Origin of the sequence: Mesorhizobium silamurunense (genome assembly GCF_014843825.1) — a bacterium.
Classification (GTDB): Bacteria; Pseudomonadota; Alphaproteobacteria; order Rhizobiales; family Rhizobiaceae; genus Mesorhizobium; species Mesorhizobium silamurunense.
In genome coordinates, this window is the sequence record NZ_JHQR01000063.1 from 15,805 (window position 1) to 37,892 (window position 22,088).

The 22,088-nt window shown below is 62.9% G+C and carries 19 protein-coding genes and 1 pseudogene; 15 read left to right on the forward strand and 5 right to left on the reverse strand.

Features of this window, described 5'->3' with window-relative positions:
* Positions 1–262: 262 nt before the first annotated feature.
* The 4 genes from DH10_RS07400 to DH10_RS07415 all read left to right on the forward strand — a co-directional run bounded on the left by DH10_RS07400 (position 263) and on the right by DH10_RS07415 (position 6,702).
* Positions 263–1,915 (forward strand): ABC transporter substrate-binding protein, encoded by a 1,653-nt coding sequence (locus DH10_RS07400; RefSeq protein ID WP_192243313.1) that lies wholly within the window; start codon positions 263–265, stop codon positions 1,913–1,915.
* A 222-nt stretch (positions 1,916–2,137) separates the two neighbouring features.
* Positions 2,138–3,172: an ABC transporter permease gene (locus tag DH10_RS07405; protein ID WP_192243311.1), complete on the forward strand. Its 1,035-nt coding sequence runs from the start codon at positions 2,138–2,140 to the stop codon at positions 3,170–3,172.
* A gap of 12 nt (positions 3,173–3,184) precedes the next feature.
* Entirely contained in the window at positions 3,185–4,342 is a 1,158-nt protein-coding gene (locus DH10_RS07410) for an ABC transporter permease (protein WP_192243309.1), read from the forward strand.
* Positions 4,343–4,485: 143 nt separating this feature from the next.
* A complete protein-coding gene (locus DH10_RS07415) occupies positions 4,486–6,702 on the forward strand; it encodes a dipeptide ABC transporter ATP-binding protein (RefSeq protein WP_192243307.1) in 2,217 nt (738 codons plus the stop codon).
* 126 nt (positions 6,703–6,828) lie between these two features.
* On the opposite strand, the gene DH10_RS07420 is transcribed toward DH10_RS07415, so the two are convergent.
* Positions 6,829–7,419 (reverse strand): transglycosylase SLT domain-containing protein, encoded by a 591-nt coding sequence (locus DH10_RS07420; protein WP_192243305.1) that lies wholly within the window; start codon positions 7,417–7,419, stop codon positions 6,829–6,831.
* 211 nt (positions 7,420–7,630) lie between these two features.
* Between DH10_RS07420 and DH10_RS07425 the strand changes: the two genes are divergently transcribed.
* Entirely contained in the window at positions 7,631–9,169 is a 1,539-nt protein-coding gene (locus DH10_RS07425) for a trimethylamine methyltransferase family protein (RefSeq protein ID WP_192243303.1), read from the forward strand.
* Positions 9,170–9,233: 64 nt separating this feature from the next.
* Complete coding sequence (locus tag DH10_RS07430; RefSeq protein WP_192243301.1) at positions 9,234–11,660, forward strand: GcvT family protein; 2,427 nt, start codon at positions 9,234–9,236, stop codon at positions 11,658–11,660.
* 25 nt (positions 11,661–11,685) lie between these two features.
* Here the strand turns inward: DH10_RS07430 and DH10_RS07435 are convergent, their stop codons facing one another.
* Positions 11,686–12,078: a DoxX family protein gene (locus DH10_RS07435; RefSeq protein WP_192243299.1), complete on the reverse strand. Its 393-nt coding sequence runs from the start codon at positions 12,076–12,078 to the stop codon at positions 11,686–11,688.
* A 186-nt stretch (positions 12,079–12,264) separates the two neighbouring features.
* Between DH10_RS07435 and DH10_RS07440 the strand changes: the two genes are divergently transcribed.
* Positions 12,265–12,771: a hypothetical protein gene (locus tag DH10_RS07440; RefSeq protein WP_192243297.1), complete on the forward strand. Its 507-nt coding sequence runs from the start codon at positions 12,265–12,267 to the stop codon at positions 12,769–12,771.
* A gap of 139 nt (positions 12,772–12,910) precedes the next feature.
* Here the strand turns inward: DH10_RS07440 and DH10_RS07445 are convergent, their stop codons facing one another.
* A complete protein-coding gene (locus DH10_RS07445) occupies positions 12,911–13,687 on the reverse strand; it encodes a VOC family protein (RefSeq protein ID WP_192243295.1) in 777 nt (258 codons plus the stop codon).
* 179 nt (positions 13,688–13,866) lie between these two features.
* Here DH10_RS07445 and DH10_RS07450 point away from each other — a divergent pair.
* The 7 genes and pseudogenes from DH10_RS07450 (at position 13,867) to DH10_RS07480 (ending at position 19,536) form a co-directional block, all read left to right on the forward strand.
* Positions 13,867–14,601: pseudogene (locus tag DH10_RS07450) on the forward strand (gamma-glutamylcyclotransferase).
* Positions 14,602–14,715: 114 nt separating this feature from the next.
* Positions 14,716–16,080 carry an NAD(P)-dependent oxidoreductase gene (locus tag DH10_RS07455; RefSeq protein ID WP_192243293.1) on the forward strand — a complete coding sequence of 455 codons (1,365 nt, stop codon included), beginning with the start codon at positions 14,716–14,718 and terminating at the stop codon, positions 16,078–16,080.
* A 2-nt stretch (positions 16,081–16,082) separates the two neighbouring features.
* Positions 16,083–17,396: an NAD-dependent dihydropyrimidine dehydrogenase subunit PreA gene (preA, locus tag DH10_RS07460; protein ID WP_192243291.1), complete on the forward strand. Its 1,314-nt coding sequence runs from the start codon at positions 16,083–16,085 to the stop codon at positions 17,394–17,396.
* A gap of 109 nt (positions 17,397–17,505) precedes the next feature.
* A complete protein-coding gene (locus tag DH10_RS07465) occupies positions 17,506–18,030 on the forward strand; it encodes an RrF2 family transcriptional regulator (protein WP_192243289.1) in 525 nt (174 codons plus the stop codon).
* Positions 18,031–18,042: 12 nt separating this feature from the next.
* Positions 18,043–18,501 carry a carboxymuconolactone decarboxylase family protein gene (locus DH10_RS07470; RefSeq protein ID WP_192243287.1) on the forward strand — a complete coding sequence of 153 codons (459 nt, stop codon included), beginning with the start codon at positions 18,043–18,045 and terminating at the stop codon, positions 18,499–18,501.
* A gap of 62 nt (positions 18,502–18,563) precedes the next feature.
* Positions 18,564–18,941 (forward strand): DoxX family protein, encoded by a 378-nt coding sequence (locus DH10_RS07475; protein ID WP_192243285.1) that lies wholly within the window; start codon positions 18,564–18,566, stop codon positions 18,939–18,941.
* Positions 18,942–19,041: 100 nt separating this feature from the next.
* Positions 19,042–19,536, forward strand: coding sequence for a DUF3592 domain-containing protein (locus DH10_RS07480; RefSeq protein WP_192384572.1), 495 nt, complete (start codon positions 19,042–19,044; stop codon positions 19,534–19,536).
* Positions 19,537–19,548: 12 nt separating this feature from the next.
* On the opposite strand, the gene DH10_RS07485 is transcribed toward DH10_RS07480, so the two are convergent.
* Positions 19,549–20,271, reverse strand: a complete 723-nt coding sequence (locus DH10_RS07485) for an SDR family oxidoreductase (RefSeq protein WP_192243281.1) — start codon at positions 20,269–20,271, stop codon at positions 19,549–19,551.
* Positions 20,268–21,113, reverse strand: a complete 846-nt coding sequence (locus DH10_RS07490; RefSeq protein WP_192243279.1) for an SDR family oxidoreductase — start codon at positions 21,111–21,113, stop codon at positions 20,268–20,270. Before DH10_RS07490 ends, DH10_RS07485 begins: the two co-directional genes overlap by 4 nt.
* A gap of 102 nt (positions 21,114–21,215) precedes the next feature.
* Between DH10_RS07490 and DH10_RS07495 the strand changes: the two genes are divergently transcribed.
* Positions 21,216–22,088 (forward strand): helix-turn-helix transcriptional regulator, encoded by an 873-nt coding sequence (locus DH10_RS07495; protein WP_192384573.1) that lies wholly within the window; start codon positions 21,216–21,218, stop codon positions 22,086–22,088.

The following is a 22,088-nucleotide window of genomic DNA, read 5'->3' on the forward strand; positions in this document are numbered from 1 at the left end:
GCCTCAGCGGGCGCAAGAGGACTTTTGCCGCGCGCGCGAAGCCCTTATCCGCCTAGAATGTCTTGATTTAATCGCCCCGCCGATTTTTTGGGAAATGTGCGGTGCACTAACAAATTTGCGTCAAGCCTGTCGCTATCACGCCAACCGGCCTCATTCCAAAGTTGCACATTCCCTAGCATGTTCCCACTCCACACCGTCTTTTGACATCACGGTCTGGATGCGGAATGTTAAAAGGCGGAAAGCCAAACAATGGGAGTTAGTCATGGCAATCTATAAAAGTAACGGTGACCGCGTTCCGGACCACATCCTAGCCCTGGCCGAAGAAGCCAAGGCAGGAAAGGTCGACCGTCGCGAATTCCTGGCTTTGGCCAGCGTCTTCGGGGCGTCCACGGCGATGGCCTATGGCCTGCTCGGCCTCGCTGATCCGACCCCGGCGAGAGCCGAGGACGTGCAGGGCAAGAAGGGCGGCACGCTGAAGGTCGCGCAGTGGATCAAGGACCCGAAGGATCCGCGCAAGGCCGACTGGTCGGAAATCGCCAATGCCGAGCGCCAGGCGCTCGAGCCGCTGGTCAAGTACACAACCGAATACACGTTCCGCCCCTATCTGCTGGAAAGCTGGGACGTGAATGATGACGCCACCGAATACACCCTGCATGTGCGCAAGGGCGTGACCTGGTCGAACGGCGATGCCTTTACCGCCGATGACGTCATCTTCAACCTCAAGCGCTGGGCCGACAAGAAGGCCGAAGGCAATTCGATGCCCGGTCGTCTTGGCACCTTGGTCAAAGACGACAAGCTGGACGAGAGCGCCGTCACCAAGGTCGACGACATGACCATCAAGCTCAAGCTCGGCAAGCCCGACATCGCGCTGATCCCGAACATGTGCGACTACCCGGGCCTGATCGTCCACAAGAGCTTCGACGAGAAGGGCGGCGATTTCAAAGCCTGCCCGATCGGCACCGGTCCCTTCGAGCTCGTCTCCTACGATGTCGGCCAGAAAGTGGTCTACAAGCGCCGCGAGGACAACAAATGGTGGGACGGTGAGGTATTCCTCGACGGCATCGAGTTCATCGACTACGGCACCGACCCGGGTGCCATGGTCAGCGCCTTCGAGGCTGGCGAAGTCCACACCAACTTCGAAACGTCGGCCGACTATGTGACGATCCTCGACGGTATGGACCTTGTGAAGTCGGAAGTGGTGACGGCCTCGACGATCGTGTGCCGCACCAATGTCAACAACAAGCCGTATGACAACCAGAAGGTCCGCAACGCGCTGCAGCTCGCGGTCGACAACAATGTCGTCCTGCAACTTGGCTACGGCAATGCCGGCACGGTGGCCGAGAACCATCACGTGTGCCAGATCCATCCGGAATATTTCGAACTGCCGAAGATCAAGCGCGATCCCGCTAAGGCAAAGGCCCTGCTGGCGGAAGCCGGCAAGGCCGACTTCGAGCATGAGCTGATCACAGTCGACGAGGATTGGCACAAGAACACCGGCGATGCGATCGCCGCGCAGATGCGCGACGCCGGCATCAAGGTGAAGCGCACGGTGCTGCCGGGCTCGACCTTCTGGAACGACTGGACCAAATATCCTCTGTCCATGACCAACTGGAACATGCGTCCGCTTGGCGTCCAGGTGCTCGCGATCGGCTACCGCTCCGGCGAGGCCTGGAACGAGACGGCGTGGTCGAACCCCGATTGGGACGCCAAGCTCAACGCCGCGCTGGCCGTCGCCGACGCCGCCAAGCGCAAGGAGATGATGAAGGACATCGAGCAGATCCTGCAGGATTCCGGCATCATCATCCAGCCTTACTGGCGCAAGCTCTACAGCCACTCGGTCAAAGCGGTGCAGAACTACAAAATGCACCCGACCTTCGAGCGCGATTACGGCAAGGTCTGGCTCGACCAGGCGTGATCGAACCGTGGGGGAAGGGCCTTGCCCCTTCCCCTCAATCCCCGCACAATGCCGGAACCGGAAGCCGATGCCGCAAAGGGCGTGGGCTTTTCCGGCAACGGCATGCAACGAAAAAACAGGGTTGATCGCATTCGAGGGTCCGTTTGACAGGCAACCTGGCCGCTGGCGGCCAGATTGGTTTCCAGACAGGCTCCAACCCCAACCAGACCGGCAGGGGCCGCCATGCTTTCTTTCATCCTCAGGCGTCTTGGCACGATGGCATTGACGATGCTGTGCCTGACGTTGGTCGTCTTCTTTCTGATCAATCTCAACCCGAACCTGAAGAAGCTGGCGATCAGCCAGACCGAAATGCATACGTCGGCCGAGCAGCTAGAGGACTGGCTGGTCAACCACGGCTACCGCCAGAATTTCTTCGTTCGCTACGGGCAGTGGCTAGGTGTCTTGCCCAAGCAGCCGATCATCGATCCGGCGACGGGCAAGCCGGCGCAGCGCTTCTCTTTTTGCAACGATCCGGTCGAGCCGAAATTCTCGGGTGTCCTGCAGGGTGATTTCGGCTGCTCGACCAAGTTCAAGACGACGGTCGCGGCCAAGCTTTTTCCGGCGCTTGGCGCCACGGGGCTTTTGATGTTCTGGGTGCTGGCGGTGATGGTGCCGATCTCGCTGCTCATCGGCATCCTTGCCGGCATGCGCGAAGGCTCGCGCACCGACCGGACCCTGTCGGTCGCCTCGATCGCCTCGACGGCGACGCCCGAATACGTGTCGGGCGTCATCTTCACCGTCATCTTCGCCTCGTGGCTCGGCTGGCTGAACGGCTCGGCGGCCTCGGCGAGCCAAGGCCTCACCTTCTACAATTTCACGCTTCCGGTGATGACGCTGGCCATCTACGGCACCGGCTATATCGCGCGCATGACACGAGCCTCGATGGTCGAGGTGATGACGCAGCAATATATCCGCACCGCGCGCCTGAAGGGCCTCTCCTTCGGCAGCGTTGTCGTCAAGCATGCGCTGCGCAACGCGCTGATCGCGCCGTTCACCGTCATCATGCTGCAGTTCCCGTGGCTGCTGACCGGCGTCGTCATCGTCGAGGTGATGTTCCGCTATCAGGGGTTCGGCTACACCCTGGTCGAAGCCGCCGGAAACAACGACATCGACCTTTTGCTTGGCTGCTCGCTGGTTTCGGTGTTCATCGTGCTGATCACGCAGCTCATCTCCGATGTCGGCTACGCGTTTCTCAATCCGCGTATCAGGGTTCAATAGGGGGCAGGGCGGATGCAGACCGAATTTATCAGCGCCTTCGACGTCGTGCTCGGTGTGCTTGAGCGTTTCTGGCCGGTGTGGATCGCGCTCGTCCTGGTGATGGGCGTTAGCTTTGCCTACAAGAAGAAGCTCGCCCTCTACGGCCAGCTCTTCGACAGCGGCGTCGGCATTGCCGGCGTCGGCATCTGCCTGTTCTGGCTGTTCACGGCGATCTTCGCCTCGACCATCTCGCCTTTCGATCCGCTGGCGCAAGTGTCGATCATGAAGGACACGCTGCCGGGCGCGATCGAGCCGACATCGAAGCTCGTCTACTATTTCGGCGGCGACAAGCTGGCGCGCGATGTCTTCTCGCGCATGGTTTATGGCAGCCAGATCGTGCTGATCATCGCGCCGGCGGCGACCGGTTTCGCGCTGATGGTCGGCATCACGCTGGGCCTGCCGGCGGGCTACTATGGCGGCAAGATCGACACGTTGCTATCGTTCCTCGCCAACCTAGTGCTGGCTTTCCCGGTCATCCTCCTGTTCTACCTGCTGGTGACGCCCGGGATCATGGACACACCGATCCCCTATGCCATGGCAGGGTTGTTCTTCCTGTTCCCGATCATTTTCTTCAGCGTGCTGTTCTGGACGCGTTTCAAGAACCGGCCGGACCGGCTCTATATCCTGCTTGGCATCACGCTCGTCGTCGGCGGCTGGATCTATGCCGGGCTCGTCTTCGACGCCGACCCGCTGAAGATCGTCCACATAGATCCGAACCAGCTCAACATTTTCGTGGCGGTGGTGTTCGCTTCCAGCCCCGGCGTGTTCCGCATCGTGCGCGGGCTGACTATGGACATCAAGACGCGCGACTATGTGGCCGCAGCGCAGACGCGCGGTGAGTCGCCCTGGTACATCATGCTTTGGGAAATCCTGCCCAATGCGCGCGGACCGCTGATTGTCGATGCCTGCCTGCGCATCGGTTACACGACGATCCTGCTCGGCACGCTCGGCTATTTCGGCCTGGGCCTGGCGCCGGAAAGTCCCGACTGGGGCACTGCGATCAAGGATGCCAGCCGCCTGCTGCGCTCCTTCATCCATCCTGCGCTGCCGCCGACGATCGCGCTGATGTCGTTCGTGCTCGGGCTGAATCTCTTGGCGGATTCGCTGCGCGAACAGTCGATGAAGGATTGATGGCGGGGTCCCAGGCCCTACTTGCCCAGAGGACCCTAATTGCCCGGAGCATGATCCCGAACCGAAGGTCAGCGTAGCAAAAAGTGGCACCCGGTTTCGGACAAGATCATGCTAAAATAAGAAACTAAGGATTGGAGCGACCCATGAACGAGGCAGTTCGAAATCCAGCCAAGCCGACCAATGGGCCGATCATCGAGATCGAGAATCTCTCGATCTCCTTCTTCACGCGCAAGGGCGAGATCCCGGCGGTGATGGACTTTTCCTGCACCGTCATGCCCGGCGAGGCGATGGGCATCGTCGGCGAATCCGGCTGCGGCAAGTCGACCGTGTCGCTCGGCATCATGCGCGACCTCTCCAATATCGGAAAGATCGTGGGCGGCAAGATCAAGTTCCAGGGCAAGGATATGGGCGAATTGTCCGAGGAGGAGCTTCGCGCCATCCGCGGCAACAAGATCGCCATGATCTACCAGGAGCCGATGGCGAGCCTCAATCCGGCGATGAAGGTCGGTCAGCAATTGATGGAAGTGCCGCTGATCCACGACAAGGTGTCGAAGGAAGAGGCCTACAAACGCGCCCTCGAAATGGTACGCGCGGTGAGGCTGCCCGATCCGGAGCGCATGATGCGCTCCTATCCGCACCAGCTTTCCGGCGGCCAGCAGCAGCGTATCGTCATTGCCATGGCGCTGTTGTCGAAGCCGGCGCTGCTCCTGCTCGACGAGCCGACGACGGCGCTCGACGTCACCGTCGAGGCCGGCATCGTCGAACTGGTCAAGGGGCTCGGCGAAAAGTTCGGCACCTCGATGATCTTCGTGTCGCACAATCTCGGCCTCATCCTCGAGACCTGCGACAAGATCACGGTGATGTATTCCGGCGAGGCGGTCGAGACCGGCAAGATCGAGGACGTCTTCGACCGGATGCGCCACCCGTATACACAAGGGCTGTTCCGCTCGATCCCGCTGCCCGGTGCCGACAAGAATTCGCGGCCGCTGATTTCCATTCCCGGGCAGTTGCCATTGCCGCACGAGCGGCCGAAAGGGTGCAATTTCGGCCCCCGCTGCCACCATTTCGTCGAAGGCGTCTGCAACGCGGCGGAAATCCCGATGATCGCCGTCGAAGGGCATGAGGGCCATTTCTCGCGCTGCGTGCGCTTCAACGAGATCGACTGGGAAGCGCTGCCGCCCGGCGCCAAGAAGGTCAACGAAAAGGTCGAGCCCGGCGCGCCGGTGCTCAAGATCGAAGCCCTCAAGAAGTACTACAAGGTCGGCGGCAGCGAGGTATTCGGTTCCAGCGAAGGCCGCGTCGTCAAGGCCAACGAGACGATTTCGTTCACCGCGCGCGAATCCGAGACGGTCGCGATCGTCGGCGAGTCCGGCTGCGGGAAGTCGACGCTTGCCAAGGTGCTTCTGGGGCTCGAGACCGCAAGCTCGGGCACGGTGACGCTGGGCAACAAGGAGATCCAGTCGACCGGTATCGAGAGCCGCAATGTCGAGACCGTGTCTTCGATCCAGATGGTGTTCCAAAACCCGTTCGACACTCTGAACCCCAGCCACACGGTCGGCTCGCAGATCATCCGCACGCTGGAGAAGTTCAAAGTCGGCAAGACGGTCGCCGAGCGGCGCAAGCGCATGCTGGAACTGCTCGACCTGGTGAAGCTGCCGCGAGCCTTCGAGACCCGCAAGCCGCGCCAACTCTCAGGCGGGCAGAAGCAGCGCATCGGCGTGGCGCGCGCCTTCGCCGGCGATGCCAAGGTGGTGGTGGCCGACGAGCCGGTCTCGGCGCTCGACGTCTCGGTGCAGGCGGCGGTGACCGAGCTCTTGATGGATATCCAGCGCAAGAACAAGACGACGATGCTGTTCATCAGCCACGATCTGTCCGTCGTTCGCTACATCGCCGACCGCGTCGTCGTCATGTATCTCGGCTATATCGTCGAGCAGGGCACGACGGACCAGATCTTCTCGCCGCCTTACCATCCCTACACGGAGGCGCTACTCTCGGCGATTCCGATCGCCGACACCAGCGTCGTCAAGAAGCACATCGTGCTCGAGGGCGACATCCCGTCGGCGATGAACCCGCCGACCGGCTGCCCGTTCCAGACGCGCTGCGGCTACAAGAAGCTGGTGCCGGACAATCTCTGCGAGACGAAGGTGCCGCCGGTGAAGAATCTCGGCGACGGCCATATGAGCCTGTGCTGGCTTGCCGACGACGTGCTGGCGAAGATGGAGCCGGTCATCAAGTTCGATAAGGAGCATGCGGCGCATGAGGGCGTGCCGGATGACGCGCCGCATGGCGCAGGGCCGGGCTTTGCCGGTACTCCGCCGAAGCGTCCGAGCGGCAAGAAGCCCAAGCCGAAGCCGAACTAGAGTGGTTGACCGTTCCACGGAAACGCCGAACCACTCTATCTCTTTGTTTCACGCAATTCCGGACGGAAAACCGTTACATACTTTTCCTGGAATTGCTCTGAGGGGCAGCGCGCTTCCGCGCCGCCATCAGCTGCCGCACTGCCGCAGCTGCGTGGCGTAGTCGCTGGCCATCTGGTCGGTGGCGCGCGCGTAGTTCTGCACGCCGGCGTCACCGCGATTGCCGCGGCCGTAGGCCGACCAGCCAAGATAATAAGCGAGATAGAGGTTGTAAGTGTCGTTGCGAGCGACGCCGAAAGTGTCGACGGTCTTGGAATGATACCAGCCGACGAAATCGATGGCGTCGGCGAAGCGGCTGCGCCGCGCCGCCCAGTTGCCGGTCTCCATCTGATATTGCGACCAGGTGCCGTCGAGCGCCTGCGAGTAGCCCGCGGCGGTGGAGACATGCTTCCACGGAATGAAGCCGAGCAGCTTGGTGCGTGGCGGCCGGGCATTGCTCTTGAAGCCGGATTCCTTGCGCACCGTCGCCATCAGCACCGGGACGGGAATGCCGTATTTCTGCTCGGTGCGCTCGGCGGCGGACTGCCAGTTGTCGAACCAGCCGTCATTCTGGTCGAAGACGGCGCAGACATTGTTGATGTGGCTGGGCGCCGTCGCGCAGGCCGAAAGCGCCAGCAGCACAGAGACAGCGACAATTTTACTAAAACTCGACCTACGCATCGGAAGACGAATAGGCGTAAATCATAAAAGGAGTCTTTCGAGCTTCCTTAACGCCGGCCGGGATAGGCCGATCATGGGTCTATCGATATTTCGACCGAATGTGTCGTATATCTTTTCGTCGATTTGAAAAAATGCCGCCGTGGCTAAAATCACGCCGGCAAATGGCGAATTCCTGACAGCTACCGCGCCCGGCCAGCGCTCTGATGCGCGCATGACCGAACCAAGACGAAAACGCGGTGCCGAGCGAACCAGCAACCGGGGGCCGTCCGCCATCCCGCAGTTGCCGCTCAGGCGCGTGACGAATCCTTACCCGCCGATGGCGGTGCTTTCCGCCGACCAGATCGAGGCCATTCATCAGGCGTCGATGCATATCCTGGAAAATTTCGGCATCGAGGTGATGAGCAAGAGGGCGCTCGCCCTGTTCGAACGCGCCGGCGCCAAAGTCGATCACAGCTCGATGAATGTGCGCCTCGACCGCGGCATGGTCGATGAGGCGCTGAAGACGACGCGCGCCAGCTACACGCTCACCCCACGCAACTCTGCCCGTGCCATCCATCTCGGCGGCAACACCATCAACTTCACGCTGGTCGCCGGACCGCCCAACGTGCACGATATGGAGCGCGGCCGCCGCGCCGGCAATCTCGCCGACTACTCAGACCTCGTCCGGCTGGCGCAACATTTCAACTGCATCCATATGCTGGGCAACCAGGTCTGCGCGCCGATCGAATTGCCGGCCAACTCGCGCCATCTCGACGCCTATTTCGCTAATCTGACGCTAACCGACAAATGCTTCCATGTCTCGGCGATCGGACCGGGCAGGGCGCTTGACGGCATCGAGATGACGGCGATTGCGCGTGGCTTGACGCTCGACCAGATCGGCCAGGATCCCGGCGTCACCACAATCATTTCCGTCAACTCGCCGCGCCGCTTCGACGAGATGATGGCCGAAGGGCTGATGACCATGGCCGAGTTCGGCCAGTCGGTGGCGGTGACGCCGTTCACGCTGATGGGAGCGATGAGCCCGGTGACGCTTGCCGGCGCGCTGGCGCAGCAGAATGCCGAGGCGTTGTTCGGCATTGTGCTGACGCAGCTGGTTCGGCCAGGCGCGCCGGTGATGTATGGCGCCTTCACCTCCAATGTCGACATGAAGTCCGGCGCGCCGGCCTTCGGCACGCCGGAAAACACCAAGGCCAACATTGCCTCCGGGCAATTGGCGCGGCGCTATAATTTGCCATATCGCACGACGCCGGGCTCCGCCTCGAACGCCGCCGACGCGCAAGGCGCCTATGAGACGCTGATGGTGCTGTGGGGCGCCGTGCTCGGCCACGGCAATCTCATCTACCACGCCGCCGGCTGGCAGGAGGGCGGGCTGACAGCCTCGTTCGAAAAGCTCATCATCGATGTCGAGATGATGCAGCACATGATGGAATTCCTGCGGCCGATCGTGGTCGATGAAGGCGAACTGGCCGTCGAGGCGCTGGGCGCCGTGCCGACCGGCGGCCACTTCTTCGGCTCGCCGCATACGCTGGAGCGCTACGCCACCGCCTTTTATCAGCCGATGCTTTCCAACTGGCAGAATTACGAAGCCTGGCAGGAGGCCGGCGCGCTGGACACGACGGCGCGTGCGACGCGGCTGTGGAAGAAGGCGCTGGTGGAATATGTCCAGCCGGCCATGGATCCTGGCGTGCGCGAGGCGCTCGAAGCCTATATCGCGCGCCGCAAGGAAGCGATCGGGCAGGGCGAGCCGTGAAGGAACAGCTTGCCAATCTGATTCATTTCAATCTCTCAACTCACTGAAATAACGAGAAGAACCCATGAAGTCGCATGCAAAGGTCGTGGTCATCGGCGGCGGTGTCGTCGGATGCTCGGTGCTGTTCCATCTTGCCCGCCACGGCTGGACCGACGTCGTGCTTTTGGAGCGCGATGAGCTGACCTCGGGCTCGACCTGGCATGCGGCCGGCGGCATGCACACCATCAACGGCGATCCCAACGTCGCCAAGCTGCAGAAATACACGATCTCGCTCTACAAGGAGATCGAGGAGCTTTCCGGCCAGGCGACGGGCGTGCATCTGACCGGCGGCGTCTTGTTGGCGGCAACCGAGGCGCGGCTCGACTGGCTGCGCGGCGTGGTCTCCAAGGGCCGCTATCTCGGCATCGACCTCGAAGTGATCTCGCCCAGGGAAGCGGCCGAGCTGATGCCGCTCATCGACCCAAAACAATTTGTCGGCGCGGTGCGCAACAAGGAGGACGGCCATCTCGATCCGTCGGGCGTCACGCATGCCTATGCCAAGGCCGCGCGGAAATTGGGCGCGGAAGCGGAGCGCTTCACCAAGGTCGAGGACATCGTGCGCCGGCCGGACGGCCTGTGGCGCGTCATCACCAACAAGGGCGAGGTGGTGACCGAGCATGTCGTCAATGCCGGCGGGCTCTGGGCACGCGAAGTCGGCCGCATGGTCGGGCTGGAGCTACCGGTGCTCGCCATGGAGCACATGTACCTGATCACCGAGGACATGCCGGAGGTCGCCGACTGGAACAAGAAGACCGGCACCGAGATCATCCATGCGGTCGACTTCGACGGCGAGCTTTATCTCCGCCAGGAACGCGGCGGCATGCTGATGGGTACCTATGAGAAGGCCAACAAGGTCTGGTCCGAGTTCCAGACGCCTTGGAATTTCGGCCATGAACTGCTGGAGCCGGACATCGACCGCATCGCGCCGTCGTTGGAGGTCGGCTTCCGCCATTTCCCGGCCTTCCAGAAGGCCGGCATCAAGCAGATCATCAACGGCCCCTTCACCTTCGCGCCGGACGGGAATCCGCTGGTCGGTCCGGTGCGCGGTCTGCCGGGCTTCTGGGTCGCCTGCGGCGTCATGGCAGGGTTTTCGCAAGGCGGCGGCGTTGGGCTGGCGCTCTCCAACTGGATGATCGAGGGCGACCCAGGCGCCGACATCTGGGCGATGGACGTGGCGCGCTACGGCGACTGGGCGACGATGGCCTATACCAACGCCAAAGTGCGCGAGAATTATTCCCGGCGCTTCTCCATCCGCTTTCCCAACGAGGAGCTGCCGGCTGGACGGCCGCTGAAGACGACGCCGGTCTACGACACATTGTCCGCCAAGGGCGCCCAGTGGGGCGTGGCCTATGGGCTGGAAGTGCCGCTCTGGTATGCGCCCGAAGGCGTCAGGGACGAGTTCTCGTGGCGGCGTTCGACCGACTTCGATCATGTCGCGAAGGAGGTTGCCGCCGTTCGCAACGGCGTCGGCCTGTCGGAGATTTCAAGCTTCGCCAAATACAAGGTGACGGGCGAGGGGGCGGCAGCCTGGCTCGACCGCATGCTCGCCTGCAAGCTCCCCAAGCCCGGCCGCATGACGCTGGCGCCGATGCTGAAGGAAGACGGCAAGCTGATCGGCGACTTCACGCTCGCCAATGTCGGAGAGGGCGAATGGTTCATCGCCGGCTCCGGCGTAGCGGAGCAATATCACATGCGTTGGTTCGAGGCGCGTCTGCCCGAGGACGGCTCGGTCCGCATCGAGGCGCTGGGGCAGAAACTCACAGGCCTCGCCATCGCCGGGCCGAAGGCGAGGGAGGTGCTGGCCAAGGTCACCCGCGCCGATGTCTCCAACCCGGCATTCCCCTTCATGGCTGTCGCCAGGATGGATATCGGCATGGCGCCCTGCCTGGTCGGCCGCGTCAGCTATACCGGCGATCTCGGCTACGAGATCTGGGTGGCGCCGGAATATCAGCGCGCCGCTTACCAGGCGCTGATCAAGGCAGGCGAGGAATTCGGCATCGGCCTGTTTGGCTCGCGCGCGCTCAATGCGCTCAGGCTTGAGAAGAACTTCGGCTCATGGGCGCGCGAATACCGGCCGATCTATGGGCCGCTGGAGGCCGGGCTCGACCGTTTTGTCGCCTATGGCAAGGAAGCCGACTTCATCGGCAAGCAAGCGGTGCTTGCCGAGCGCAAGCAAGGCGGCAAGCTCAGGCTGCGCGCCTTCATCGTCGAGGCCACCGACGCCGATGTCATTGGCGACGAGGCGATCTGGCATGACGGCGCCGTGCGCGGCTGGGTCACCTCAGGCGGCTACGCTCATCATTCGAAGAAATCGGTCGCGATAGGTTATGTGCCGAAGGAGATCGCCGACAGGCCGGACGGCTTCGAGATCGAAATACTCGGCAAGCGCCATCCGGCACGGGTCCAACCGGCGCCTCTGTTCGACGCCAATTTCGAGCGGATGCGCGCCTGAAACCAGGCGCGCATCCGCTCGAAGGTCAAGCGCTGCGACGGTTGTCGAGCGCGAAGGCGCCGGGGCCGGCAAAGATCAGATAGAGGAAGATGAAGCAGAACGAGATCGCTGAATCGCCGCCATTGTTGACCGGGAAGAAGTCGCGCGGCATGTGCGCCATGAAATAGGCGATCGCCATCTCGCCGCAGAGCAGGAACGCCACCGGGCGGGTGAAGAGCCCGAGCACCAGCAGGATGCCACCGGCGAATTCCAGGATGCCGGCCGCCAGCGGCAGACCGGTCAAGGCGCCGGCGTGCTCGCCGACGGGAAAATTGAACAGTTTCTGAGTGCCGTGCTCGATGAATTGCAGCGCCGTCACGATGCGCAGCACGCCCAGCGCCTGCGGCCGGTATTGGGCAAGGCCTTCGAAAAGCTTCATCTAAAACTCCATTTTACCCGTCCGGACCGGCCATAAATTATCGTCCGGTAATGGACCACTCACTTCCCCTGGCCTGCCATCAACAATCGGTGATTGGAAATCGTTCCAGTCTGGTCCCCTAATCTTTTCTCTCTATGGTTGCATTCATGTCCTTATGGTTGTATTGGTATGTAGAGACACCAAACCATGAGGGTTGCCTTTGCCATGAAAAAAGTCGTCATCAGCCTATTCGCAATCCTTGCAGGCACGAGTTTCGCCATGGCCGGCGACGCCGGTTGTGATGCATTCAAATGGCCGGTGGCACGCGAGCAGGCCCTGTTTCCGTCAGCGTCGGCCGCGCAGTCCGGCGCTGCCCTGGCGGTCGGGCAAGCGATGGATTTCACACTCGCGGCGGTCGACACGATCAGCTTTGAAGTGCCGCCGGAACGCGCACCGCCAGCCGGCACGTTCGGCGCCACGGCAAGCGTGACCGTACCACCTGAAGGCGAGCTCCAGTTCAGCCTGTCCGATGATGCCTGGATCGATATCGTGCAGGACGGCCATGCCGTGAAGTCGACGGCTTTCAGCGGCGTGAAGACCTGCCCGGGAATTCGCAAGAGCGTGCGCTTCAAGCTGTCCGCCGGTCCGGCCACCGTGCAGCTCAGCGGCGCCAAGAAGGCCGATCTCAAAGTGGCGGTACTGACGCCGGAGTGACGCCTAAGAGGTGCACAAGGCCGGCAGGACAGCGCGCTCCGCTGTCGTGCCGGCCTTGGTCGTTCGGAAAGCAAGCAAGTGGCTTCCCGTCCGCTGCGCGGACCGCTCCTCGACCCCCATGATGGAAAATTGGCAGTTGCTACCGCACGGAGGCCAGCAGCGCGAAATGCGCGCCTTGCGGGTCCTGGCATTGGACGACCCATTGCGCGCTCGGCACCTCCATCGGTCCCATCAGCACCTTGCCGCCATTGTCGGCGACACGCTTGGCGGCGGCATCGATGGCGTCGACGTTGAAATAGAACAGCCAGACCGGGACCGGTATTTGCGGCGGCTTGTTCATCATGCCGCCGCCGGATTCAGGGCCGGCGCCGAAGGTCTGGTAGATGCCCATCTCGCCCATGTCGAACTGGCCGGCGCTTTCCCAGCCGAACTGGCCGGAATAGAAGTCGAAGGCGGCCTTCCAGTCCGAGGTGTAGAGCTCATGCCAGCCGACATGGCCAGGCGTGGTCGCGGGCACCGGCGGCTGTTCGGGCTGGTTGGGCTGCAGGAACATGAAGGTCGCGCCCTGCGGATCGGCGACGACGGCGAAGCGGCCGACGCCCGGAATGTCATCGGGCGCGCGGTGGACGGCGCCTCCTGCCTCCTGCAACGCCTTCGTCGAGGCATCGACGTCCTTGGTGTAGATGTAGCCGAGCCAGGCTGGCGGCATGCCCATCTTGGCGGCGTCTTCCGGGATCGTCATCAGCCCGCCGACGCCGCGCACGCTGGAGTTCATCACGATGTAGCGGGGCATGCCCGGCGCCTTGTCGAAGGGCTCGGCCCTCCAGCCGACAACGGCGGTGTAAAAGGCCTCGGCGGCGTCGAGGTCGGTGGTCATCAGTTCGTACCAGAAGAAAGGTTGGGGGGAATTCGGCATGGTCGGTCTCCTCACCGGTTCAGGCAGCGATCGCGGTTCGATCCATCCTAGGACGATCTCGGCGACAGAAATCCGACATCTGGACCAGAAATCGAGGACGGCAAGGCGCTGGGGACCATGATCTTGCGCGTCATGCGATTTTCGACTTTGCTGCGGTCAAAGAGGGGCTGTGTTTTCCGTTGCGTCGAATGTCGCTCACGCCTGAGCTTGTCGCTCTGTGCCACCGGGAGGAGGTCGATCCCGGTCCGAGCGGAGCCTGGACGCAACTGAGCGACAACGACTTCCGGGCGCTTGCCTTGCGCCTGTCAGGCGAAGCCGACGAGGGGCCGCTCTGGGTGTTCGCCTATGGCTCGCTGATCTGGAAGCCGGCCTTCGAATCCGTCGAGCAACGGCGAGCCTCGGCCTATGGCTGGCATCGCTCCTTCTGCCTTGATCTGGTGCGCTGGAGAGGCAGCGCTGCGCAGCCGGGGCTGATGATGGCGCTCGAACGCGGCGGGCGCTGCGACGGTGTCATCTATCGCCTGCCGGATGGCGAGAAGCCCGCCTAGATCGAAAGACTGTTGCGGCGCGAGATCGACGACCATGAAAGCATCAGCTCGGTCCGCTGGGTTCCGGTGCGCACGGCGCAAGGATCGCTGCGGGCGCTGGGCTTCTGGGTCGGCGTGACCGGCAGGGGCACGTCGCTAGGGCAGCCGCTGGAGAAGGTGGCGTGGGTGCTGGCGCGTGCCTGCGGCCATGTCGGTTCCGGCGCCGAGTATCTCTACAACACCGTCAGTCACCTTGAAGAATTCGGCATCCATGACCGCAATCTGTGGCCGCTGCAGGAACTCGTCGCCGACGAGCTCAGGTCGATCCATCCTTCCAGGATTGAAAGCGCTGAGCCGGCCGCTGTCCCTGTGATGGCTGTAACATGACTGCAATTATCATGTTTTTATGCAAGCAATACAGCGACTTGCCCGAAAATTGACCAATTGATAAAAAAATAAAACGTGCTAGCCTTCCCCAAAACGACAACAAGGGGAACTGGAATGGCGACTGGTCATTTCATCGAAGGCATTGCCGGCGGCCGGTTGTCGGCCGAGCAATATGCTGACAATTTTTCCGATCTGCATCCGCCGCTCGACCATCACGAGGCGCTGGTCGAGGCCGATCGCTGCTACTTCTGCTACGACGCGCCGTGCATGAATGCCTGCCCGACCTCGATCGACATTCCGATGTTCATCCGGCAGATCGCGACCGGCAATCCGCTGGGCTCGGCCAAGACGATCTTCGACCAGAACATCCTTGGCGGCATGTGCGCCCGCGTCTGCCCGACGGAGACGCTGTGCGAAGAGGTCTGCGTGCGCGAGGTCGCCGAGGGCAAGCCGGTGCAGATCGGCCGGCTGCAGCGCTACGCCACCGACGTCGCAATGGACGAGAACAAGCAGTTCTACAAGCGCGCCGAGCCGACCGGAAAGACGGTCGCGGTGGTCGGCGCCGGGCCTTCGGGTCTCGCGGCGGCGCATCGTCTTGCCCGCCACGGTCATGACGTCACCATCCTCGAGGCGCGGCCGAAAGCCGGGGGCCTCAACGAATATGGCATCGCGGCTTACAAGAGCGTCGACGATTTCGCCCAGGCCGAGGTCGACTATGTCACCTCGATCGGCGGCATCGACATCCAGAACGGCAAGGCGCTCGGCCGCGATTTCCAGCTCTCCGACCTGATCCGCAACTACGACGCGGTGTTCCTCGGCCTCGGGCTTGGCGGCATCAATGCGCTCAGCGCCGATGGCGAGGATGCGGACGGTGTCGCCAACGCCGTCGAGTTCATCGCCGAGCTCAGGCAGGCAAGCGATCTTGGCAGCCTGCCGGTCGGCCGGCGGGTCGTCGTCATCGGCGGCGGCATGACGGCGATCGACGCTGCCGTTCAGTCGAAGCTGCTCGGCGCCGAAGAGGTGACGATCTGCTACCGGCGCGGGCAGGAGCACATGAACGCCTCCGGCTTCGAGCAGGATCTCGCCGCCGCCAACGGCGTCACCATCCGCCACTGGCTGCAGCCGAAGCGCGTCATTGCCGAGAACGGTAAGGTGTCGGCCATCGAGCTCGAATATACCGCGATCAATGGCGACAAGCTCGCCGGCACCGGCGAACGGCTGACGCTTGCCGCCGATCAGGTGTTCAAGGCGATCGGCCAGAGTTTTGCGCCAGCGGTGCTCAACGGCAGCGTTGCCTCGATCGAGCTCGAGGGCGGCCGCATCAAGGTCGACGCGGAAGGCCGCACCTCGCTCACAAAAGTCTGGGCCGGCGGCGACTGCATCTTCGGCGGCGACGACCTGACGGTCTCGGCCGTGGCGCAGGGTCGCGACGCCGCCGAATCCATCCACCGGGCACTGACCTCTAACGGGAGGGCATGAGCATGGCAGACATCCGTAACACCTTCGTCGGCATCAAGTCGCCCAACCCGTTCTGGCTGGCTTCGGCGCCGCCGACCGACAAGGCCTACAATGTCGAGCGCGCCTTCAAGGCCGGCTGGGGCGGCGTGGTGTGGAAGACGCTGGGCGAAGAAGGCCCGCCGGTCGTCAACGTCAACGGCCCGCGCTACGGCGCGATCTGGGGCGCCGACCGACGTCTGCTCGGCCTGAACAACATCGAGCTGATCACCGACCGCGACCTGCAGACCAATTTGCGCGAGATGAAGCAGGTGAAGATGAACTGGCCGGATCGGGCGCTGGTCGCCTCGATCATGGTGCCGTGCGAGGAGGAGAGCTGGAAGGCGATCCTGCCCTTGGTCGAGGAGACCGGCGCCGACGGCATCGAGCTCAATTTCGGCTGCCCGCACGGCATGAGCGAGCGCGGCATGGGCTCGGCAGTCGGCCAGGTGCCGGAATATATCGAGATGGTGGTGCGCTGGTGCAAGCAGTACACGCGCATGCCGGTTATCACCAAGCTGACGCCGAACATCACCGACATCCGCAAGCCGGCCCGCGCGGCCAAGGCCGGCGGCACCGACGCGGTGTCGCTGATCAACACCATCAATTCGATCACCGGCGTCGATCTCGACAGTTTCGCGCCGCAGCCGACCATCGACGGCAAGGGCTCGCATGGCGGCTATTGCGGCCCGGCGGTCAAGCCGATCGCCATGAACATGGTGGCCGAGATCGCACGCGATCCGGAAACGCACGGTCTGCCGATTTCCGGCATCGGCGGCATCACCACCTGGCGGGATGCCGCCGAATTCATGGCGCTCGGCGCCGGCAACGTGCAGGTCTGCACGGCGGCCATGACCTATGGCTTCAAGATCGTGCAGGAGATGATCGCTGGGCTGGAGAACTGGATGGAGGAGAAAGGCCATGCCTCGCTCTCCGACATCATCGGCCGCGCCACGCCTAACGTCACCGACTGGCAGTATCTCAACCTCAACTATGTCGCCAAGGCGCATATCGACCAGGACGCCTGCATCAAATGCGGCCGCTGCCACATCGCCTGCGAGGACACCTCGCACCAGGCGATCACCAGCATGGTCGACGGCTTGAGGCATTTCGAGGTGATCGATGCCGAATGCGTCGGCTGCAACCTCTGCGTCAATGTCTGTCCGGTCGAAGGCTGCATCACCATGGAGCCGCTGGCGGCAGGCTCGATTGACCAGCGCACCGGCAAGCCGGTGTCGCCGATCTACGCCAACTGGACGACGCACCCGAACAATCCGATGGCCAAGGTGGCGGCGGAGTAGGGAACAGCATTCGAACGAAAAGCAGCGCCTTCGGGCGCCGCTTTTAATTCCTTATTGCGGATAAAAAATATCCATGATAAAAGTTATCCATGAATAGAAGCATCAAATCATGAAGCTCGGAGAAGGCGTCGAAGCGGCGATCCACTGCGCCGCCATGCTTGCCGGCGTCGACGGCAACAGCACCATGTCGGGCGCCGCCATGGCCGAGGCCTTCGGCCTGTCGCCGAGCTATCTGTTGAAACATCTCAATCAGCTCACAGCGGCGCGTATCCTGGAATCGGTGCCGGGACCGGCTGGCGGCTACAGGCTGGCGCGATCGGCCGAGCGCATCACGCTTCTCGACATCGTGCTTGCGGTCGAAGGCAAAGAGCCTGCCTTCCGCTGCGGGGAAATCCGCCAGCGCGGCCCGGTCAGGCTCGACGCTTCCGCCTATGTGAAGCCGTGCGGTATCAATGCCGCGATGCTCAAGGCCGAGCGCGCCTATCGCGCCGCGCTTGCCGAGGCAAAGCTCTCCGACATCGTCGTCGATTTCATGAACGACGCCGATCCCCGCACGGTCTCTGCCAGTTGCGCCTTCGTCGAGCGCCACCAGCGACCGCAGAAAAATCAATCCAATCAACCCAGCAAAGTGTGAAAGGTAAGAGAAATGAAACAGAGGCTACAGTTCTTCGCCAAGGCGCCGGAGATCATGAAGGCGGTGATGGCGCTCAACAAGGCGGTCGAGGAGTGCGGGCTGGAGGATAGCCTGATGCATCTCGTCAAGCTCAGGGCCTCACAAATCAATGGCTGTTCCTATTGCGTCGAGATGCACAGCCGTGAGGCGCGGCGCGACGGCGAGACCGAGACCCGGCTTTATCTTGTCGCCGCCTGGAAAGAATCGCCGCTGTTTTCCGAGCGCGAGCGCGCCGCGCTCGCCTGGACGGAGAAGGTGACGAACATCTCCGACAACGGCGTTCCGGACGATCTCTATTCCAGGACGCTCGAACATTTCTCCGAGGAGGAGCTGGTCAAGCTGACGGTGGTGATCGGCATGATCAACACCTGGAACCGGCTCTGCGTCTCCTTCCACGCCATCCATCCGATGCCGGCCGCGAAAGCTGCCTGAGGTTTTGACTGGCGCGCGGGCTGTCGTGGCTCGCGCGCTTTCATTTGCGAGATCAATGGGACATGCTTGACAATTTTCAGAACGAGATTCTGTTTGCCGCGCGCTTGCTGCTTGGCGGCGCCTTCGTCTTTGCTGGCCTGCGCAACATCCAGAACACGAACCTGCTCATCCCGATGATGGCGGCTCGCGGCGTGCCGCAGGCGGGCCCGGCATTGTGGCTGGGCATCGTCCTGCAAGTCGCCGCCGGGCTGCTGGTGATTGGCGGCTTATGGACGGCGCTGGCGGCAGCCTGCCTGATTCTGTTCCTCATCGTCGCAACACCGATGTTCCATAATTTCTGGGACCATCAAGGTCCGGACCGCGCGTCTCGTATCAATGGCTTCGTCGGCAATGTTGCCTTGGCCGGCGGGTTCCTGGCGCTGATCGCGCACTATGCCTGATGGCCCACTAGCGGATTCCGCGCAATTGATGGCTCAGTGTTAATCGCTCCGTCGCGATCGTCCTGTATTGGCAAATATAGGTTCGCCCCTTGGAGCGTTCATGGAGCAGAGCTGGACCGCATTCTGGGCGCGCGTTTCGGAAGCCTTCCATCAGGCGCTGTTTCCGTTCCGCGCAATCGCGGAAGCCTTCGGCCGGCATCCAAATGACATGCAAATCTGGTGCTTCCTGTGCGGCGTCTTCTTCCTGGCGGTCGTCGGCGCGCAGAGCTACGGCGACATCATGCTCAGGCGGCGCGGCGCCGTTGCCAGCGGCAAGGTGGTGGGCATCGACAAGTCGGATGACGGCCCGGACACACCGATCATCGAATTCGTCGACCGGCTGGGCAAGACCTGGCAGTTCAGTTCCTATTTGCCGGTCAACGGAACGACCGGGTCGATCGGCGCCGCGGTCGAAGTAATGTATGACCCTCTCCACCCGAAGCGGGCGCGCGAGGTGGGCCGCCCTCTCATGAAGACGGTCCACATGGTTGTCTGGTATGCGATCGTTGCCGGGCTGATGACGCTCGCCTTCTGGCCCGGCCTGATCTCCGACTGAACTATTCGCCGCTCACGCGGCGAAGCGCAGCCCGCCGTCGCAGGTCAGTACCTGGCCGGTCATGAAGCTGTTGGAGACCAGGAAGGCTATTGCCGCTGCGACATCCTCGGCGCGGCCGATGCGACCGACCGGCGTCTTGCCGGCATATTCGGCAAAGACCGCCTGTCGCTGCTCGCCCGGCAAAAAGTCCCACCAGGGCGTGTCGATGACGCCCGGCGCCACAACATTGACGCGCAGCGGCTTCAACTCGACCGCGAGGATCGGCGCGACGGTCAAAAGCATGCCGTTGATGGCGCCGATGCCGGCAACGCCGGGCACCGCGAGCTGCGCCGAGACGGCCGAAATGAAGGTGACCGATCCCGCCCTGTTCAAGGTCGGGAGAGCAGCCTGCAGACAGGACAGCTGCGGCCGGATTTTTTCGTCGACGCCGCTGCCGATGTCGGCAAGGTCGAGGGTCGCGAACGGCCCAAGTCCCTTGCCGCCACTCGCAGCGAGAACGAGATGATCGAACCGGCCGAGACCGTCGAAGAAATGCCGGACCTCATCCGGCTTGGTCGCATCAAAAGCAGCCTTGCCGACAGTGCCGCCAAGGCTCTTCCAGGCGCTCTTCAGCTTCTCCTCGTTGCGGCCGGTAATCGTCACTTTCATCGTGGGGCTGACCAGCCGTTTGGCCGTGGCAAGGCCGATGCCGGACGAGCCGCCGATGATCACGCAATGTTCGATAGTCCCATTCATGAATGCTGTTCCCTGGATGTCGTAGAAGATTGTCCGGTCAGTTCGAGGCTGAGGTCCCGCAACCGGCGGCGGGCCTTTTCGTCATAGGCCTGGGCATCCGCGCGCGATTCCCGCTGGCCGTCGAAATAGAAGCCGCTACGTCCCTCAAGCGCCGGCGATGCGGCGAGGTTGAGGATGGCATCGGCACCAGTCTCGACCGAACTCCACGGCGTGACGCCCGCCTGCCGGACCATGGTGGTGTCCATGTAGCTTGCCGGGTGTAGCGCATTGACGGTGACGCCGGTGCCTTTGAGCCGTTCGGCCAGGTCGAGGGTGAACAGGATCTGCGCCAACTTGCTCTGGCAATAGGCGCGCACGCCGCTATAGCCGCGGGTCAGCATGACATCGTCGAAGTCGATCGCCTGCTGGCCGGCCGAGGCGACATTGACGATGCGCGCCGGTGCGCTTGCCTTGAGCAACGGCAGCAGTTCCGACGTCAGCAGGAAGCCGGCGAGATAGTTGACGGCGAAGCGCAGCTCATAGCCGTCGGCGCTCACCTGCCGCCTTGCGCTTTCGCCGCCGGTGCCGACGCCGGCATTGTTGATCAAAATGTCGAGCCGGCCGGTCCTGGCGCGCACGGCTTCGGCAAGGCGGCGCACCTCCGCAAGCGATGCGAGGTCCGCGGCGAGAAATTCCGCCTTGCCACCCTTTGCCTCGATGGCGGCCACCACATCCTCGCCCCGGCCTTCGTCGCGGCCATGCACCAACACGTGGGCGCCGGCGCTCCCGAGCCTTTCGGCGATCACGCGGCCGACGCCGTCCGTCGAGCCGGTGACGAGCACTGTCTTGTTTTTGAGTTCCATGTTCAGAGCCTCCTTATGCTGCTCTGAACTCAAGATGGGGCACGGCGCGCGGCGCAAACAGTTCAAACTTTATCCTGGTATCAGTACTGCTATAATAACTTCATGGATGCCGTGACCCAATCTCCCGAGGACAGCCGCCGCCACGAGCTTGGCGCCTTCCTGCGCTCGCGCCGTGAGCGACTGTCGCCTGCCGACATCGGTATCGCCACCGGCGCCAGGCGGCGTACCCCCGGGCTGAGGCGCGAGGAGGTGGCGATGATCGCCGGCGTCGGCACCACCTGGTACACCTGGCTCGAGCAGGGCAGGGACGTGCGGCCCTCGGTGGAAGTGCTGACCGCGCTATGCGAGGCGTTGCGCCTCGATGCCGTCGAGAAGCGGCATCTGTTCATCCTCGCCGGCCGGCAACAGCCGGAACGCCGCTCAGCCGCGCCCGAGAAGGTCGACGGGACGCTACTGCACATGCTGCAGAGCCTCGTCCTGCAGCCGGCCTATGTCGTTGGCCGGCGCTGGGATGTGCTGGCCTGGAACGATGCAGCGGTTGCCGTGTTCGGCGACTATGGCCTGCTGGAGGGCGATGCCCGCAACATCGTCCATCTGGTGTTCACCAGCCCGCACCACCGGCGGCTGCTGGTCGATTGGGAAGAACTCGCGCACGTGGTGCTCGCTTCGTTTCGCGCCGAGAGCGCGAAATATGTCGGCGATCCGGATTTCGAGCGGCTGATCGCGCTGATGATGCGCTCAAGCCCGGAGTTCCGGGATTGGTGGCCGAGGCGGGACGTGGCGCGAAGGCTGACGGGGGTGAAGCATGTCCGCCACCCGAGCGCCGGCGCGATGGCCTTCGAGCATATGAGCCTGTCGATCGACGACGGCTCGGATATGCGGCCGATCGTCTACACGCCGTTGCCTGAGCAGAATTCGATCGCCAAGTTGGAGAAGCTGCTCGAAGCGCAGCCTGCCGAGCGGCGCAGCGCCTGA